Genomic DNA, 18183 nt, shown 5'->3' on the forward strand with positions numbered 1-18183 from the left:
CAGCCCGCGCTGCCTGTTTTTTTCAGCAGAAACCAGCAAAGGTCCCTTAAAAATGAAGCCATTATGGTAGTCTAAGGCTCTGTCTATCGTTCATCAGCATGCCTTGTATGAAAATTATCCACACCTCCGACTGGCACCTCGGCCAAAGCTTTTTTACCAAAAGCCGTAAAGCCGAGCATCAGGCGTTTTTGCACTGGCTGCTGGCACAGGCAGAGCAGCAGCAGGTCGATGCCATCCTGGTGGCCGGTGATGTGTTTGATACCGGCACCCCGCCCAGTTATGCCCGCGAGCTGTACAACGAATTTGTAGTGGCCTGCAACCGGCTTGGTATCTGCCTGGTGGTGCTGGGCGGCAACCACGATTCAGTATCGGTATTGAATGAATCGCGCCAGTTGCTGGCTTGCCTCAATACCTATGTGGTGGCCAGTGTCACGGATGAACCCGAACAACAACTGCTGACCTTGCCAAAACGCGATGGCAGCCCTGGTGCCCTGCTGTGCGCCGTGCCTTTTGTCCGGCCGCGCGATGTGCTGCAAAGCCGTGCCGGCGATAGTGGTCTTGCCAAGCGCCAGGCGCTGGGCACCGCCATTTCGCAGCACTACCAACAGCTGTACCAGTTGGCCCTGACCAAGCGCCAGGCGTTAGCACAGCCACTGCCGATCGTGGCGACAGGCCACTTAAGTGCTTTAGGGGTCAGCCAGTCCGAGTCGGTGCGCGATATTTACATCGGCACCTTGGATGGCTTTGCCGCCGATGCATTTCCACCGGCCGATTACATTGCCCTTGGCCATATTCACCGACCTCAAATCGTTGGTAAAAAGCCACATATTCGCTACAGCGGCTCGCCGATTCCACTCAGTTTTGATGAGCTGGGTAGCAGCAAGCAGGTGCTGCTGGTGCAATTTGCCGATGACAAACTTGAGGAAGTGACACCGCTTGAGGTACCTCGCTTTCAGCCCATGGCGCTGCTAAAAGGCAATTTGAGCGAATTGGAACAGCAACTTAGCCAGTACCCAGAGCAAGCCGACCAGCCTACCTGGCTCAGCATTGAAGTCACACTGGATGATTACCTGCCCAATCTGCAGCAGCGCATTCAGGCGCTTTGCGACGGGAAAGCGGTGGACGTACTGCAGCTGCGCCGGGCCCGCAGCAAACAGCGCCAGTCGCTAAGCCAGCAGCAACAGGAAACCCTGACCGAGCTGACTCCGCAGCAGGTGTTTGAGCGCCGGCTGGCGTTGGAGCACTTCGACGATGAAAACACCTGCGCCCGAAAAACCCGGCTGGAGCAGCTGTTTACTCAGATACTGGATGATCTTGCACAGGGAGATAGCGGGGAGAGCCCGGCATGAAAATTCTGAGTTTGCAATTTGCCAACCTCAACTCCTTAAAGGGCCAGTGGCGCATTGATTTTACTGAGCCGCCTTTTGCCGACAATGGCCTGTTTGCCATCACCGGCCCAACCGGCGCTGGCAAAACCACCATTTTGGATGCGATCTGCCTGGCGCTCTATCACCAAACGCCACGGCTAGGTCTTATCACCCAAAGCAGCAACGACATTATGACCCGCGGCTGTAGTGATTGCCTGGCCGAAGTGGAATTTGAGGTCAAAGGCACCGTCTACCGCGCTCACTGGAGCATGCGCCGCGCCCGCGGCCAGGCCGATGGCAAGCTGCAACCGGCCGATGTGGAGCTGGCGGAAGTTGCAAGCGGTAAGGTACTGGCCAGCCAGCTAAAACAAAAAAACGAACAAGTCGAGCAACTGACCGGGCTGGACTTTGCCCGTTTTACCCGCTCGATGATGTTGTCGCAAGGCCAATTTGCCGCCTTTTTACTGGCCAATGAAAGCGAGCGCGCCGAACTGCTGGAAGAGCTGACCGGCACCGAAATCTATGGCCAGATCTCGATGCTGGTGCACGAGCGTTTCAGCCAGGCCAAACAGCAACTGGACACCTTAAGCGCCAAGGCCGATGGCATGCAGCTGCTAACCGATACCCAGCAAGCTGAACTGAAAACGCAGCAACAGAGCCTGCAGCAACAACTGCAGCCACTGCGCCAGCAGCAAGACAAGCTCCGTGCTCAACTGGCCTGGCATAAGGCCTGCCAACAGGCACAACAACAGCAACAAGCAGCCCAGGCCGCTTTGCAAGAAGCCGAACAGGCGCAGCAGCAAGCCGCCCCGGCACTGCAGCGGCTGGCCGACAGTGAGCCCGCCGAGGCGCTGCGTGGTCTGTATCAGCGCTGGCAAGACAGCCAGCAGCATGCACAGCAAGCCGAAGAGCAGTTAAACGAGCGCCAACAGCAGCAGCCCGAGCAGGAAGCCCGGCTCAAAAGTGCAACCAGCGAAATGCAGCAACAGCAGGCAGCGCTACAAGCAGCCAAAAGCCAGCACAAAGCACTGGAGCAACTACTAAGCGAGCAAGTTGTGCCGCTGGATCTGAGCCTGAAGCAACGGACAGCTCAGCAGCAACAACAGCAGGCAGAGTACAGCAGCCAGCAGCAAAAGTTGCAGCAACTGGAGCAGCAACTTAGTGACAAAACCCGGCAATTGACAGAGCTGACCAAAACCTTGCAGCAACTGGATAGCTATCTGCAGGAGCACCAGGCCGATGCGCAGCTTGGCCGTGAACTGGGCCGCTTGCAACAGCTGCATCGAAGCTGCCTGCAACTGCAACAACGACTGAGCGAAAAGCAGCAACAGCGGACGGACTGCCAACAGCAACTGGCAAGCAGCAGCACCAAAGCAGCGGAACTAAGCAACCACTGCCAGACGCTGGAAAAACAGCTGCAGCCCGCGCAGCAACAAGTAGCAGAGACAAAGCAGTTGCTGCAGGATATCGGGCAAGGCCGTCCACTGGAGCAGGACGAAGCCGCACGGGATGCCATCAACCAGCAGTTGCCTCACTGGCATGCCTTGCAGCAAGTGCAAAAGCATGACCAACAAAACGCCGCCCAGCAGCAGGAAAAGCAGCTGAAGTTGCAGCAAGTGAGCCAAAACCTGCAAGCATTGCAGCAGCAACACCAAAACCTGACAACACAATACCGCCAGCAGCGCCAACTGAGCGAGGCTCTTAGCAAGCTGGTGACGCAAGATGAGCAACTGGCGCAGTACCGCTCGGAGCTTGCACCCGGCAGCCCCTGCCCGCTCTGTGGCAGCGAGCAGCACCCGGCGCTGGATGGGCATGCGTACAACCCGACGGAGCACCTTCAGCAGCGCGATCAAGCCCTGGCTGAGCTCAAAGCCCTGGAAGAGCAAGGCAAACAACTGCGGGCTGAACTGGATAGCTGCCAGCGCCATCAGGCTGAGCTTCAGACGGCCTGCGAGCAACTGGTCACTGAACAACAGCAATTGCAGCAGGAGTGGCAGCAGTGCCTGGCCAGGCAGGCCGCCGTACCAGCGACGATGGCGATTGACGACGGTACAGCGCTAAGCGCTCTTTTGAGCAGCAAGCAGGCAGAGCTCGAGCAGCTAAGCGGCCGTATTCAGCAACTGCGCACACTGAACCAGCAATTACAGCAACAACAGCAGCACTGCCAGCAACTCGAACACCAGTTGCAGCAAGCCAGGCAGCAGTACCAGGCGTGCCATCAGCAGCAAACAGAGCAGCAAGAGCGGCTGACCAGCGAGCAAGCCGCGCTCAGTAAGTTGGAACAAGAGCTAAGCGCCGAGTGGCAACACATCAGCCAACTGCTGCAGGCACAGCAGCAAAGCATGCCAGCGCCGGCTGAATTTGCCGACTTCCTTGTAAAAAAACAGCAGGATGCTGAGCTGTGGCAACACAAACAACAACAGCTGCACGAGTTAAAACCGCAGCTGGAGCGCCAGCAAAGCGAACAGCAGTATTTGCAGCAACAACAGCAGGAGCTGACAGAGTGGCTGCAAAGTCGCAGTGCTTCTTTGAAAGCAAGTGACGCAGAGCTCAGCCAATTACAAAAGCAACGGCAGCAGCTGTTTGCCGATAAAGATCCCGCTGTCGAGCGCCAGCAAAGCTTGCAGCGGCTGGAGCAAGCTGAGCACCAGCTGCAGCAAGCCGAGCAGCAACGTCAGCAGCAACAACAGGCCTGGGATCAGCTAAGCGCCAGCATCCAAAGCCTGCAACAGAGCCAACAGCAATGGCAAGAGCGCAGCCAGCAGCAGCGACAGGCATTTGAGCAGGCCTTGCAGGCTTCAATTTTTGTCGACGAGCAAAGCTTCCTGCGCGCCCTGCTCACCCCTGAAGATAAGCAGCAACTGCAGCAACTGCGTGAGCAATTGCTGCAGCAAAAGCAACAAGCAGAATTTGCCAGGCAGCAGCTCGATCGGCAGTGGCAGCAATTGCAGGATGATGCCCATGCCAGCCAGTATGCCCAAACCGATGCCAGCGACACCGAGCAGCAACTCGATAGCCTGCACCAGCAGTTGGATGCCCTGAACCAGCAGCTTGGCGGCATCAGCGGCCAGTTGCAGCAGGATGAGCGGCTGCGCAGCGAGCAGCAGCAGTTGCTGTCAGACATCAGCACCAAGCGCGAGCAGCTGGACGATCTCAGCTATTTGCATGGGTTGATAGGCTCACGCGATGGCGCCAAATTCCGCAAGTTTGCCCAGGGGTTAACGCTGGATCATTTGATTTATCTGGCCAATCAGCAGTTGGAGCGGTTGCATGGCCGCTATCAGTTGCAGCGCAAAGCCGGCGAAGGGCTGGAGCTCTGCGTACTGGATACCTGGCAAGGCGATGCGGTGCGCGATACCCGCACCTTATCTGGCGGCGAAAGCTTTCTGGTCAGTCTGGCACTGGCGCTGGCGCTGTCCGATCTGGTCAGCCATAAAACCAGCATCGACTCGCTATTTTTGGATGAAGGCTTTGGCACTTTGGACAGCGAAACGCTGGATATTGCACTGGATGCGCTGGATAACCTCAATGCCAGCGGCAAGATGATTGGCGTGATTAGCCATATTGAAGCGATGAAAGAGCGCATCCCCACCCAGCTGGTGGTCACCCGCAAAAGTGGCCTGGGTGAAAGCCGGCTGGCCAGCCGCTATGCGGTGGCCGCTGCTGATTAGAGCGCAAGGTCTTAGACTCCAGGTGCCTTAGAGTCCAGCGGCTCAGGCGCAGGTTCTGATTCCGCATCGGCTTTTGGGGCATCCGCTTGCATTTGCGCAGCCACCAAGCGCTCGCCAGCCAAACGGGCGCCAAAACGGCGCAGATGCTCAAAGCCTAACAGACAAATCGCCACCGCCAGCAAAGCCACCGCCATGCCACCGAAGCCCAGTACGCTTTGCTCGGAGTACAGAGTCCAAACAAACTGACCAACACAAAGGGTGGATACCACCAGCAAGGTCGGCTTGCGGCCAATTTTCGCCACAATATAGACACCGAGTGGCGCCCCCAAAGCCACTACAGGGGCAGCGGCCAGCCAGTTTTCAAACACACCGGGCGCCAGGCCAGGGCCAAGCGTTACTTTAAACAGCACACCCAGTACCGAGGCAAAGGCCATAATCAGCACCGAAGTAGGGATGGCGATTTTCAGATCGGCCCGGCTGATCAGCACCAAAGCGGTATAGAGCACCATATCAATGCCAACACCGGTCACTGAGACCACCAAAGCTCCGGCCAGTACCCCGATATTCAACCCCAGTCGAAAGTCCCAGCGCTCGTCAAATTCGGTCATGCCGCTATGGCCGGCAATCTCCTGCAAGCGCCACAGGTGCAGCACGCCAAAGCTGGCCCAGACCACGGCAAACAGCAGCTTGATCCAAAGTTCCGGCACCAGAGGGGCCAGCAAAAAGATCCCTAGCGGTAAGCCAAGCAAACAACCGAGCATGGCGCCTTTCAGCATGGCCCAGGCGATGGGCTGGCGCCTGGCCAGAATAAAAATACTGGCGCTGACCATGCCAATGGATTGAATGGCAAAACTAAAATCACGCCCCAGACTCGCTGGCAGTTCAAACAACAGCACCAACACCGGGAAGCCAACGGTGCCACCGCCCATCGGGGTAGAGCCGGCAGCGTAACTGCCAATGGCCATGGCAAATGCCATCGGCCAGTGCTCCAGCGCCACCGGCCACAGCCCCCGTCCCAGCACCAAATAGAGCCAGGCACTGAAAAACAGCACCAGCCACAGCAACCAAAGCCACAGTCGGGGTTTGCCAGCGGCATGCATCGTCATAGCAAAGGTTCGTTTCAACCACAGAAGACAGTCATCATAGAGTAAGGCTGCCAGCCTGACAATGGCGCAGGACAGGCTGAAGTTCAGCGAACAGGTGGAGCATTGGCGCTTATACTGGAAAGCACGGTTAAACATGCTTGGCCGCTGATAAGTCATTAACCTGTCATAATCACCAGTTAAGGTACACATCGATACCAAAGGAAGGGTGATGCATAGCTCAAGGTAGACTTGTATGAATTGAACATTTTTGTGAGCCAAAACCTTGGGATTAAGTGATTTTCACCGCATCGAGTTGCTTCGAATTCTGGAACACAAACTACTGGCACCTTTGTTTCAGCCCATCATTACTTTACAAAGTGGCGATGTCTTAGGCTATGAAGCCTTGATCCGGGGCCCCTCGGACAGCCCGCTACACTCACCGCTGCTTCTGTTTAAAACAGCCCAGGCATTTAGCCTACTTGAAGAGCTCGAGCTGCTGTGTCGCGAACTCAGCATTCGAGCTTTTGCTGTTGAAGCCTTTTCAGGGTTGCTTTTTCTGAATGTGAATCCTTTGGTATTGCTTGCATCTGATCACCCTACCGGCATGACCAAACAACTGATCGCACAAGCTGGCTTAAAACCAGATCAAGTGGTTATTGAACTGTCAGAGCAGTTTCAGGTGGAGGATACTGAGCTGTTCGTCAATGCCGTAAAACATTACCGTGATTGTGGCTTTAAAATTGCTATTGATGATCTGGGCAGTGGCTTTTCCGGCTTAAAGCTCTGGTCCGAGTTGCAACCCGATATTGTAAAGATTGACCGCTATTTTATTGACCAACTGCACCGCGACCCGATTAAGAAAGCTTTCGTTCGTAACATCATAGAGCTTGCCGGCAATACTCAGTCACTGATCATCGCCGAGGGCATAGAAACATCCGAGGAGCTGCTGACATGCAGAGAACTCGGCGCTGACTTCGGCCAGGGCTACTTACTGGGACGCCCTTACCCAACCTGCCAGATCGACCCTATCCACTTAACACAATTGTTGAATATCGATACTGAAATCGCGTTGAGTGACTCATTAGAATCCATTCTGTGCAAAACCCCTGCTTTCGCGGAGCATACACCAGCCTGGGAAGTGGCCGATTTTTTCGCCTTTGATAAGCAACTATCCTGTGCAGCCATTATTAACCGGCAAAATGAGCCTATTGGAATAGTTACCCGGAGTTTAATTCAGGAGAAATTCTCCCATAAGTTTGGCCATGCTCTGTATGAACGAAAATCCATTAGTCACTGCATGGAAAAGTCACCGGTGGTGGTAGAAAAACATTTATCCATTGATCATGTCAGCGCTATTTTAAGTGATGATGAGAATGACGATGCCAATCAATTTTTTATTGTCACCGAGCAAGGTAAATACTATGGCCTTGGATCTGTGCGTAAAGTCTTAAAACGCATCAGCGAAAATAAAATACAGCTCGCCCGCTACGCCAACCCACTGACCTTGCTGCCGGGCAATGTACCAATCAATGCGCATATCGAAAAGCTGTTGAAATGCGAACTCGACTTTACCATTGCCTATCTTGATATTGATCACTTCAAGCCTTTCAACGATCACTACGGTTACAGCAAAGGTGACTTAGTCATTGAACTGCTTGCTCAGATCATTCAAACCGAAGTAAAAAGCCCGCACGACTTCATTGGTCATATCGGTGGTGACGATTTTATTGTGGTATTCCATGGAACCGATGCCTACCAGACATCCGGTCGTATCCTCAGCACCTTTGAGCAACGCGTACGCCACTATTATCAACCTGAAGATCTAAGCCAGGGCGGTTTCACGGCCACGGATCGGCTCGGTGCTGAGACATTTTATCCTATCCTCACCTTATCCATCGGCATAGCTACGCCCAATATCGCGGCCTGCCGAAACCATCATGATGTGGCCGACTTGGCTACTGCGGCAAAACAGCAGGCCAAGAAAATTTCGGGATCTGCCATTTTTGTTAACAAGCGGCAGCTGCCTGAGACCGTGCAAGTAAAAGCAACTCAGTTAAGACATCAACCATGATAAACACCATAGCTTATCTTTTCATCGCATTACTTAGCTTTCCAATCATGGCTGAGACCTTACGCGCTATCATCAGTGAAACCAATACGCCACCCTTTATTATCAACAGTGAGTCCTCACCAAAAACCGGCTTGGTAATCGATATAAGCAAAGAAGTCGCAAATCAGCTTGGCTGGGATCTTGAGTACCTTACTATCCCGAGGGCCAGAACTGAGCAATGGATCCAAGGTGGTCAGGCAGATCTCTGGTGCTTTACCAGCCCTAAATGGGTCAATGAACCTGAACTCATGCTTTGGTCTGAGCCCTTGTATACAACCGTTGATTTGCTCATTCGAAAAACCTCTACATCACCATTCCGGCAGCTGAGTGATTTATATCGCAAGAAAGTAGGCACCTCCAGAGGCTTTAATTACCCTGAGCTGGATGCTTTATTTTCAAAAGGAGATGCCAGCAGAGATGATGCTTTAAGCCTTAGAGAGAACTTACAGCGTCTGCAGCTGGATCGAGTGGATGTTGTGATTTCAGACAGTTTTTCATACAGCTACTATGTCAACGTCAATAAATACTCCGAGGAAACACAGGCCTTAGTCGCCGACCAGATAGGGTTTGAAGCCCAACCCAGTTATTGTGCAATCAGTCACAGCAATCCACACAAAGCAGCCGCTATTCGACAAGCATTAACGACCATCCACGCACATGGCTATATTGATCTTTGGCTGCAAAAGTACTTTTAACATCATCAACAACCTGCATCTCCGACTTCTTTTTAACTTTTCTTTTGGGCAGGCCCTAATACTGCTAGGCTAAACACATTCGAGCTAAGTATTCAAAGGACAGCAAAAGCATGTCGGATTTTATTATCGCCCTTGATCAAGGCACTACCTCTACCCGGGCGATTCTTTACAACCGCGAGCTCAGCCCCATCGCCAGCATCAGTGAAGAGCTGCCACTGAGCTATCCGCAAGCTGGCTGGGTCGAGCAGGATCCGGAGGCAATCTGGCAAAGCGTGCTTCATTGCATTCAGCAACTGCTGCAACAAAACGGCATTCTTCCCGAGCAAGTCGCAGGCCTGGCACTGACCAATCAGCGGGAAACTACCTTGCTGTGGGAAAAAGCCAGTGGCCAAACACTGTACCCAGCGATTGTCTGGCAGGATAGACGCACCGCTGAGCAGTGTCAGGCACTAAAACAACAGCATGAAGCCAGCATTCGTGCCAAAACCGGATTGCTGGCCGATCCCTACTTCTCTGCCAGCAAACTGCAGTGGCTGCTAGAGCAAATCCCCGGGGCGAGGCAGCGCGCTGAGACCGGGGAACTTTGCTTTGGCACCGTTGATAGCTTTTTGCTGTGGCGCTTGACCGGTGGCCAGGAGCATGCCACTGATGCCAGCAATGCCAGCCGCACTTTGTTGTTTGATATTCATCAGCAACGCTGGGATCCGGAGCTGCTGACACTTTTTCAGATCCCAAGGGCAATACTACCCGAAGTCCGCGACAGTGCTGCCGACTTTGGCCATTGCAGCGCCAGGCTGTTTGGTCACCCCATTCCCATTATCAGCCTACTGGGCGATCAGCAAGCCGCCTTGCTGGGCCAGGCTTGCATTCAGCCCGGCATGGGCAAAAGCACCTACGGCACCGGTTGCTTTGTCATGGTCAATACCGGCGGCCAGGCGCTGTGCAGCCAGCACCAACTGCTAAGCACCGTCGCCTGGCGTATTCGTGGCGAAACCTGCTACGCGCTGGAAGGCAGCATTTTTATGGCTGGCGCTACGGTGCAGTGGCTGCGCGATAAACTGGGCATCATCCAGCAAGCCAGTGATACCGAAGCATTGGCTGAGGGAGTTGACGCCCAACAAACCGAGCTGCTGATCCCTGCTTTTACCGGCCTGGGCGCTCCCTACTGGCAGCCCGAAGTCAAAGCCGCGTTGTTTGGCTTAACCCGAAACAGCGGCAAAGCCGAGCTGTGCGCCGCCGCTTTGCGCAGTGTCGCCTACCAGACACAGGATTTATTGCTGGCCATGGCCGACGATGGCATCCGGATTGCTGATTTACGGGTCGATGGCGGTATGACCGTGAATCGCTGGTTTTTACAGGCCCTGGCTGATATCACACAACAAGCCATCACCCCAAGCCAACACAGCGATGCCACTGCGTTTGGCACGGCATTTTTAGCGGCCTGGCAGCTGGGTTGGTACCCACAGCTCAGTGACGTCGCCTCCTTGTGGCAGGGCTCGGCACCATTCACACCCAAGCTGACTAAAACGCAGCAACAAAGCTGCTACCACTACTGGCGCACCAGCATTGCCCGCTTGTTGGTTAACTAAGACTTGAAATCACCCCCTACAGCCCTAATGTACCGCTCTAATGCAAAACCAATGACTTTATGATGACCAACGAAATTTGTTACCGCTTTCCAAACACCCAAATTGCCTCACGCTTTTTGCACGGGCTGAAACACTGGCCGGTGGCCGATGTCGCCACCCGGTTGCTGGATGGCGGCCTGGTGGTACAAGTTCGCTACCAATTTGATGAGCGGGGTTTTGATTATACGCTGGCAGAGCTGGATGAACTGGCAATTGGCATGCAAGGAGAAGAGATTAGTTTATAACGTCATCGCTTAGGTACTGCATCAACTCAAAGGATAAAAGCGAGCGCAACTTGCCATCAGCCAGCTTGAATTTTTCATGCTGCCAGTCTTCTTCTGAAGGCAGTGCTATCACCTGCATACCTGCGGCCTTGGCGGCACGGATGCCGGTAATGGAATCTTCAAACACCAGGCAATCGGCCGGAGCTACCCCGAGCTGACTGGCAGCCAGCAGGTAAATATCTGGTGCGGGCTTGCCCTGCTCAACCATTTCGATACAACAGTGCGCCGCAAAGTAATCGCGAATGCCCAGGGTGTCCAGGGTGGTATCCATCAACACCTGAGCAGAGTTGGTCGCCACCGCAATGGGGAGCCTCTGCTGCTGCAATTGCTGCAGCAATGCCACAACACCGTCCTTGGCCTGGCCATTTCGGGCAATCGCCTGTCTTACTTTCGCAATAATGGCCGCTTCGGTCTCGGCCAGGCTCTGCCCCTGCCAGGGGCTTTGCCGGTACCAGAATTCAGCCACGTCTTTGGTGGTCATGCCCACCGTTTGTTTGGTATCGGCCAGTTGCAGCGGTACCCCCAGTTGGCGGAACACCTGATACTCGGCTTGTTGCCACATGGGCTCGGAGTCAATCAGCACTCCATCCATATCAAAGATAACGGCTTTTACCACTGGGTCTCCCTATGCAATCAATGGTACGGTTGCAAATTCATCCCTCAGATTTTAGTTTGAGATGATGGCTATGCAATCGATGTTGGTATCGCTACTTGCCTGACAGCCAATTGCTTCACAGCAAAAAAGGCTGACCTGCCAACCAATACAAAGCGGCGAGGTTCACTACCACCGTCAGCCAAAACACCGTTAAGAAGCTGGTTTTGGCTGATTTATGCCGCAAGCGACTCTGAGCCAGTAAGGCTCCGGGCCAGCCACCTGCCAGTGACAACAGATGCAACGTAGACTCGGGGGTACGCCAGCTTTGGCGCTTGGCTTTGTGCTTATCCCATGCATAGCTTAGAAAGGTCAGCAGGCTCAGGCCAACATAAGCCGCCAAAAAATAGGGATGCAGTCGGCCGGCCCAGCACGCCAGTGCCAACAGCAGGAAAAACACCACCGAAACGGACAGAGGCACATTGGAGGCGGAGCGGGCTTTTTTCACCTTCAGCTTTTCGCCGGCAAAAGTGACGGCCTGGGCCTGCAAGCGCCCTTGCCCATCTTTGGCTACCGAGTAAGTAACTACCTCGTTGAGTACAGGCCGCCGGCTGCGATTTTGCACGGATTTTATGTGGAAAAACACCTTTTCCCCACTTTGCATCGGCTGAATAAAACCAAAGCCTTTGGCATCATTCCATTGGGTTATTTTTCCTTTAAAGCGCATGATCTTTCCTTGTATCAACTTAGACGTGCTGCCATGCAGCAACTACAATCAGGGCTAACGTTACTTTCTGCGGCCCGCTTTGGCTTTTGGCCTGGCGTTAGCTTGTGATGAAACAGCGCCTTTCGGCTTAGCCTTGGCTTTCGAACCAGCCTTGCCTGAGCGCTCCAGGTCGATGGTGGTTTCGGATGCCTTATTGGCCCGCCCGGTCAGCACTTTACGCGAAATGCTTTTTAACAACGAATCGCGGGTGCTGACTTCAAAACCTGGTTTGCTAATGCGCTTAATGGTGCTGCCCATTAATTTTTGAATGCGCTCCAGGCTTTGCTCTTCTTCACGACTGACAAAGGAAATCGCATGCCCCTTGGCCCCTGCCCGACCAGTACGGCCAATGCGGTGCACGTAATCTTCCGGCAAATACGGCAGATGAAAGTTGACCACATAATCCAGCCCCTGAATATCCAGGCCCCGGGCGGCGACTTCAGTGGCAATCAACACCTGCAATTTGGCCGATTTAAAATCCGCCAGGGCGCGGCGCCGTGCACCCTGGCTTTTATCGCCGTGGCACACCGCTGCTTCAATGCGGCGCTGCTGCAGGCCGGCTAATAAACGGTCTGCCTGCTCTTTGGTGCTGGTAAACACCAATACCTGAAACCAGTTTTGCTCGGCCAGCAACTGCTCGAATAACTCGATTTTGCGGCTTTCTTCCACCGGATACACCACGTGGTGGACTGTATCCGCCGCACTGTTGGCTTTGGTGACCCGGATTTGCTGGTGATTCTTCAGAATTTTATGCGACAACTCATTGACCGCCGGCGAGGTGGTGGCAGAAAACAACAAGGTTTGCCGGTTGCGTGCCGTCATCTGCAGCAATTTCAGCACATCGGTGCTAAAGCCCATATCCAGCATGCGGTCGGCTTCATCCAACACCACGAATTCCACATCGCCTAACATCACGTTGCCAAGCGCCATATGCTCCAGCAAACGGCCAGGGGTACTGATGACTATATCGACGCCAGCCGCCAGTTTACTGGCCTGGCCGCCCATTTTGACGCCACCGTACAATGCGGTCACGCTTAGCGGCACAAACTGCGCGTAAGCCGTGATGGCTGTGGCGATTTGTTCAGCCAACTCGCGGGTCGGCGTTAAAATAAGAGCCCTTGGACGGCGCGGCTGAGTAGCCTTAGGCGTATCCAGCATACGCTGCAGCAATGGGATGGCAAAAGCGGCCGTTTTACCGGTACCGGTTTGCGCCGTCACCTGCAAATCCTTGCCCCGACGAGCCGGCACGATAGCCTGGGCTTGCACCGGCGTCATCTCACTGTAACCGCATTCGGTCAGAGCGCGCTGTAAATCTGCCGCTAAATCTAACGATGAAAATTGCATAGGCGTTCCTCTGCAGAATGATCCCCCTTTAGCAGGGACAAAAATTAGTCACTGGCGTCGTCGTGATGATCGCGCGGCTGGTGCTGACAGGCTCTGGCCAGAATTTCAACATAAAAGCCCGGTAAGTCTTGCGCCACCGCAGCATCGATCTGTTGATTGATGTCTGAGGGGAAAATTTTGACGGCGACGTCTTCGGTGGCGCCAAAACGGCAATCAAAGGTCCAGTAGTCCATGCCAGCTGGCAGTGCTTTGCGCCGCTCCCGCTGCAGATACTTTTTAATTTCATGCTTAATCGCATCGACCCAACGAGCGGGTTTTAACTTGGGGTGCGTTAACGAGAATGTCTTTTTCATACCTATCCTACCCATGTGCACGACTCAGAAAAGCTGACCGCGCTTAGAAAACGCGCATTCTACATGGAAGCGTAGAAGATAACCGCCACTATCTGCAATTTTGACAGAACTAATGAAAATTAGCCGTCACAGCCAGGCTAGTCATTTAAGACGTGCACCATGCCCGGCAATAACCGGAGCATGGTGCTTAACTGTTTTTTGCGCTTCGAATGTTAAACACCACCGCATACAGCACAGGCACGGCCACCAGCGTCAGCACGGTAGCAAAGGCCAGGCCGCCCATAATGGTCACCGCCATGCTGTTAAAAAACGCATCCCACAGCAGTGGCAGCATGCCCAAAATGGTGGTGAGCGCCGCCAGGATCACCGGACGGATCCGGCTGATGCTGGCCTGGACAATGGCTTCTATTTTATCTGGCAACTGCTGCAGTTGCAGATCGATTTCATCCACCAGCACAATGGCATTTTTCATCAGCATGCCCGATAAGCTTAAAAAGCCCAGCAAGGACGTAAAGCCAAACGGCAGGCCGGACAACAGCAGTGCCGCCGTCACCCCGCAAATCGCCATCGGCACAATCAGCCAAATCACCAGTGGCTGCTTGAACGAGCCAAACAACAAAATGCTAATCACCAGCATCACCAAAAAGCTCAGCGGTAACTGATTGGCCAGCGATTGCTGGGCTTCGGCCGAGTCTTCGTATTCACCGCCTAAGGTTAACCGGTAGCCGGTCGGCAGCGGTAATTGCTCGAGCTGATCTTTAATCTGCCGCAGCGCCTGATCGGCGGTAACGCCAAGCACAGGCTCGGCTTCCACCGTCAAGGTGCGAACCCGGTCGCGGCGATGAATACGGGCTTCTTCGCTGCGGGTGTGCAGGCCATCAATCACCTGGGTAATGGGAATGTAACTGTTGTCGACCGAACTCCAAATCATCCGATCCTGCAGGTTATCGACACTCAGCCGCTCATGCGCCGGTGGCCTCACCACAATCGGAATTTGCCGATCGGCTTCACGGTAGACCCCGCTTCGCACCCCGGTCGTGGCAAGTTCCAGCGTTTGCGCTAAATCAGTGCGGTTCACCCCGGCTACCCTGGCCCGCTCTTCATTGAAATCCGGTACAATCACCAGTTCACGCTGCCGCCAGTTTTGCCGGATATCGGTAATCACGCCACTGGCCCGCATGATGCCTTCCACCTGTTGGGCATAGCGGCGCAGCTCGGCTTCATCGGCACCGGATAGTCGCACCTGCAACTTGGCACCGGCGCCCGGACCAAACATCAGTTGCTGCAAATAGATGGTGCCTTGCGGCAACTCGGGCGGCATTTGCTCGCGCAGCCGCTGCATCAGCGGTGGAATTTCATCACGATGCCCGGTGCGCACAATCAGCTGGCCATAGGCCGGGTTGGGCAACTCAGGAGCATAGGTCAACATGAAACGGCTGGCACCAGCACCGACAAAACTGCTGACAGACTCGACCTCGGGTTGCTGCAGTAAAAAATCTTCCAGGTGGCCAATATCCCGCGATGTGGCCTGGATATCCGAGCCTTGTGGCAGGTAGTAATTGACGTAGAAAATCGGCGTGTTCGAGGCCGGAAAAAACACCTGCTGCACCTTGCCAAAACCAAGCACACTAATCAGGGTGAGTAGCACCAGTCCGCCCAGCGTCAGCCAGCGATGACGCAGCGCCCGCTGCAGCAAAGCAGCGTAGTGGCGATAAAAACGACCGGCATAAGGCTCGGCCGAAGCCCCGCTGGCCGGCTTAAACAGGTAATGGCCAAACAGCGGCGTCACAGTGACGGCCAGCACCCAGCTTAGCAGCAGGGAAATGCCAATCACCGCAAACAACGAAAACAAAAACTCACCGGTGGCATCTGGCGACAAGCCAATGCCGGCAAAGGCCATAATGCCAATCACGGTGGCGCCGAGCAGCGGGATCTGGGTTCGGCCAGCAGCTTCCCGAGCGGCCTGGCGTGAACTAAGACCTCGCTGCCTATTGATCAACATGGTTTCAGCCACCACGATGGCATTATCAACCAGCATGCCCATGGCGATGATCAGCGCTCCCAGCGAAATCCGCTCCATTTCAATGTGCCAGAGCCGCATAAAAAATACCGTACCAAGCACCGTCAGCAGCAAGGTTGCTCCCACCACCAACCCAACCCGCCAGCCCATGGCCAGGCAGAGCACGCCAATCACAATCAGCACCGACAGCGCCAGATTGACGATAAAATCGTTGATGGCTTTTTCCACCACCAGATGCTGCTGGTAAATCGGCTGCAGCGTCACCCCAAGCGGAATTTGCGCCTGCAACAGCTCAAGATGCTGATCAACGGCTTTACCGACATCGACAATATTGGCATCGCTTAAACCGGCCACCGCCAGGGTAAAGGCCGGTTTGCCGTTAAAGCGAATGAGTTCGCTCGGCGTTTCCACCGCATCGCGCCGCACCTCGGCCACATCGTAGATACTGAGCTGCTCGGTCGAGCCCGGGTTGCCAATACGGACGTTTTCAATGGCAGCCACAGAATCAAGCCCAGGCTTGCTGACCAGCCGCACCCGCTTATCGCCAACCAGCACCGAGCCGGCGGAGGCCACCGCATTTTCTGATTGCAGCGTATCGACAATCACCCCTGGCGGTAAGCCCAGCCCTAGCAGGCGCTCGTGCGGGATTTCAACGTAAATGGCTTCTTGCGGCTCACCGGCAGTTTGCACCTTAGCGACCCCTGGTACCGTTAGCATTTCGCGCCGTAAAAAGCTCGCCAGCTCGCGGACCTCCCGATCGCTGAAGCCTTCAGCGGTTACCGCATAGAAAATGCCAAACACATCGCCAAAATCATCATTGACCATCGGAGTCAGCACACCCCCGGGTAACTCTGGCTTAATATCAGTGACTTTGCGCCTGAGCTCATCCCAGATCTGTGGCATCTGGCTGCCATCGTATTTGTCCTGGATTTCGACCCTAATCTCCGACATGCCCGGCATGGATTTCGAGCTGATACGCTTTAACTGCGACAGCTGCTGAATGGCCGACTCCATTTTTTCCGTCACTTCGCGCTCGACTTCCTCGGCGGTCGCCCCCGGGTACGGCGTCATCACAATGGCTTCTTTTAAGGTAAAGGCCGGATCTTCCAACCGGCCAATGGTAGCAAGGGCCCACAGGCCGCCCAGAAAACACAGCAACACCAACAACCAGGTGTTGATTTGCTTGTCAATGGCGTAACTGGCAATGTTCATCCGTTATCCCCGCTCAGTACGCCTGAAAGGGGCGCACCCGTTGCCCCTGCTGCAAATGCACGTGACCAGCCGATACCAGTTGATCGCCATGCTGCACGCCGCTGAGGATATCAACTTGCTGGCCATGAATTTGGCCAAGCTCCACCTGAACCCGCTCTACTGTCTGGCTGTCACCAAGGTAACGCCAGACATAAAACTGCTCCGGCGTACCAGTATCAATCGCCGACAAAGGCACCGATAAATTGCTTTGCTGCAAGCTACGCTCGGTCACCACATTCACTGTCATCCCCGGCAACAGATTCACCCCGGCCACCGGTTGCAAAGCGAAGGAAACCCGATAAGTCTGGGTGATGGCATCGGCCTCAGTAGCATGCTCGCGGTACTGCAGCACCACCCCGTCATCCAAACCTGGCAGGCGCAACGAAACCCGGTAATCAGCGCTGTCGTTCACCAGGCGCATCAACTGCTCCGGCACATTGATATGCACCCTTAGCTCACTGATGTTCTGCACCCGCAGCACCGGCGTCCCTGCCGCCACCGTGGAATAGCGCTCAATCAACCGGCGGGTGATCAGCGCATCAAAGGGGGCTTCCAACCGGGCGTGCTCGACATTGCGCCGGGCATTATCCAGCGCTACTTTGGCCAGATCGTAACTGGTTTGCAGTTGCTCAAAATCGGACGGCGTTAAAATGCCCTGCTCGCGCAGCGGCCTGGCTCTTTCCAGATCGCGCTTTGCCTGCTCCAGCTGCACCCTGGCCTGTTGCAACGCCAGCTGGTAATCGGCAGGATCCAGCGCAGCCAACAGCTCACCGGCCGGCACTACCTGACCTTGCTGCACCGCCAATTCCGTCACCCGGCCCCCGACCTGAAATGCCAGATCAACGGTGCTGACCGCATCGACCCGGCCGACAAAACTGCGGCTGCTGTGCTGGGTATCGCCATTGACGGTCACCAGCCTTACGGTCACTGGCGCCTGCTGGTCTGTATCATCCGGAGCTTTTGAGCAGCCTGTCAGCCCAAGTGACAGTACTAGCAACAAGGTCAAAGTACCTGTTG

At 54.8% G+C, this 18183-nt stretch carries 13 protein-coding genes; 6 read left to right on the top strand and 7 right to left on the bottom strand.

The genetic code is table 11. The features are described 5' to 3' along the window. The first annotated feature begins 107 nt into the window (after positions 1–107). Positions 108–1349 carry an exonuclease subunit SbcD gene (gene sbcD, locus Q3O59_RS11085; RefSeq protein WP_305945642.1) on the top strand — a complete coding sequence of 414 codons (1242 nt, stop codon included), beginning with the start codon at positions 108–110 and terminating at the stop codon, positions 1347–1349. Beyond that, positions 1346–5038, top strand: a complete 3693-nt coding sequence (locus tag Q3O59_RS11090; protein WP_305945643.1) for an AAA family ATPase — start codon at positions 1346–1348, stop codon at positions 5036–5038. The genes sbcD and Q3O59_RS11090 overlap by 4 nt, the downstream gene beginning before the upstream one ends. A gap of 11 nt (positions 5039–5049) precedes the next feature. On the opposite strand, the gene Q3O59_RS11095 is transcribed toward Q3O59_RS11090, so the two are convergent. Beyond that, positions 5050–6144 carry a sulfite exporter TauE/SafE family protein gene (locus tag Q3O59_RS11095; RefSeq protein WP_305945644.1) on the bottom strand — a complete coding sequence of 365 codons (1095 nt, stop codon included), beginning with the start codon at positions 6142–6144 and terminating at the stop codon, positions 5050–5052. Between the two features lie 292 nt (positions 6145–6436). Here Q3O59_RS11095 and Q3O59_RS11100 point away from each other — a divergent pair, with 292 nt between their 5' ends. From Q3O59_RS11100 to Q3O59_RS11115, 4 genes are all read left to right on the top strand, one after another. Further along, positions 6437–8194 (top strand): GGDEF domain-containing protein, encoded by a 1758-nt coding sequence (locus Q3O59_RS11100; protein ID WP_305945756.1) that lies wholly within the window; start codon positions 6437–6439, stop codon positions 8192–8194. Beyond that, complete coding sequence (locus Q3O59_RS11105) at positions 8191–8928, top strand: substrate-binding periplasmic protein (protein ID WP_305945645.1); 738 nt, start codon at positions 8191–8193, stop codon at positions 8926–8928. The genes Q3O59_RS11100 and Q3O59_RS11105 overlap by 4 nt, the downstream gene beginning before the upstream one ends. Before the next feature lie 110 nt (positions 8929–9038). Further along, the gene (gene glpK / locus Q3O59_RS11110) at positions 9039–10517 is read left to right on the top strand and encodes a glycerol kinase GlpK (RefSeq protein ID WP_305945646.1); all 1479 of its coding nucleotides are present in this window, start codon (positions 9039–9041) and stop codon (positions 10515–10517) included. A 62-nt stretch (positions 10518–10579) separates the two neighbouring features. Further along, positions 10580–10801 (top strand): hypothetical protein, encoded by a 222-nt coding sequence (locus tag Q3O59_RS11115; RefSeq protein WP_305945647.1) that lies wholly within the window; start codon positions 10580–10582, stop codon positions 10799–10801. Here the strand turns inward: Q3O59_RS11115 and hxpB are convergent. The 6 genes from hxpB to Q3O59_RS11145 all read right to left on the bottom strand — a co-directional run bounded on the left by hxpB (position 10791) and on the right by Q3O59_RS11145 (position 18094). Then, complete coding sequence (hxpB, locus tag Q3O59_RS11120) at positions 10791–11456, bottom strand: hexitol phosphatase HxpB (protein WP_305945648.1); 666 nt, start codon at positions 11454–11456, stop codon at positions 10791–10793. The two genes, Q3O59_RS11115 and hxpB, sit on opposite strands and share 11 nt — an antisense overlap. Before the next feature lie 115 nt (positions 11457–11571). Next, entirely contained in the window at positions 11572–12159 is a 588-nt protein-coding gene (locus tag Q3O59_RS11125) for a DUF1294 domain-containing protein (RefSeq protein WP_305945649.1), read from the bottom strand. A gap of 60 nt (positions 12160–12219) precedes the next feature. Continuing rightward, positions 12220–13542: a DEAD/DEAH box helicase gene (locus tag Q3O59_RS11130; protein ID WP_305945650.1), complete on the bottom strand. Its 1323-nt coding sequence runs from the start codon at positions 13540–13542 to the stop codon at positions 12220–12222. A 44-nt stretch (positions 13543–13586) separates the two neighbouring features. Beyond that, positions 13587–13895, bottom strand: coding sequence for a DUF6172 family protein (locus Q3O59_RS11135; protein WP_305945651.1), 309 nt, complete (start codon positions 13893–13895; stop codon positions 13587–13589). 187 nt (positions 13896–14082) lie between these two features. Beyond that, on the bottom strand, positions 14083–17127 hold the full coding sequence (locus tag Q3O59_RS11140) for an efflux RND transporter permease subunit (RefSeq protein ID WP_305945652.1): 3045 nt from the start codon (positions 17125–17127) through the stop codon (positions 14083–14085). A gap of 13 nt (positions 17128–17140) precedes the next feature. Then, positions 17141–18094: an efflux RND transporter periplasmic adaptor subunit gene (locus Q3O59_RS11145; RefSeq protein WP_305945653.1), complete on the bottom strand. Its 954-nt coding sequence runs from the start codon at positions 18092–18094 to the stop codon at positions 17141–17143. Positions 18095–18183: the final 89 nt, after the last annotated feature.

The sequence above is a fragment of the Alkalimonas delamerensis genome (genome assembly GCF_030717955.1).
GTDB lineage: Bacteria > Pseudomonadota > Gammaproteobacteria > Enterobacterales > Alteromonadaceae > Alkalimonas > Alkalimonas delamerensis.

What these genes read in the sequence shown, in the direction of transcription:
- sbcD (WP_305945642.1), top strand. Translation starts at nt 108, where the DNA reads ATGAAAATTATCCACACCTCCGACTGGCACCTCGGCCAAAGCTTTTTT.
- Q3O59_RS11090 (WP_305945643.1), top strand. Translation starts at nt 1,346, where the DNA reads ATGAAAATTCTGAGTTTGCAATTTGCCAACCTCAACTCCTTAAAGGGC.
- Q3O59_RS11095 (WP_305945644.1), bottom strand. Translation starts at nt 6,144, where the DNA reads ATGACGATGCATGCCGCTGGCAAACCCCGACTGTGGCTTTGGTTGCTG.
- Q3O59_RS11105 (WP_305945645.1), top strand. Translation starts at nt 8,191, where the DNA reads ATGATAAACACCATAGCTTATCTTTTCATCGCATTACTTAGCTTTCCA.
- glpK (WP_305945646.1), top strand. Translation starts at nt 9,039, where the DNA reads ATGTCGGATTTTATTATCGCCCTTGATCAAGGCACTACCTCTACCCGG.
- Q3O59_RS11115 (WP_305945647.1), top strand. Translation starts at nt 10,580, where the DNA reads ATGACCAACGAAATTTGTTACCGCTTTCCAAACACCCAAATTGCCTCA.
- Q3O59_RS11125 (WP_305945649.1), bottom strand. Translation starts at nt 12,159, where the DNA reads ATGCGCTTTAAAGGAAAAATAACCCAATGGAATGATGCCAAAGGCTTT.
- Q3O59_RS11130 (WP_305945650.1), bottom strand. Translation starts at nt 13,542, where the DNA reads ATGCAATTTTCATCGTTAGATTTAGCGGCAGATTTACAGCGCGCTCTG.
- Q3O59_RS11135 (WP_305945651.1), bottom strand. Translation starts at nt 13,895, where the DNA reads ATGAAAAAGACATTCTCGTTAACGCACCCCAAGTTAAAACCCGCTCGT.
- Q3O59_RS11140 (WP_305945652.1), bottom strand. Translation starts at nt 17,127, where the DNA reads ATGAACATTGCCAGTTACGCCATTGACAAGCAAATCAACACCTGGTTG.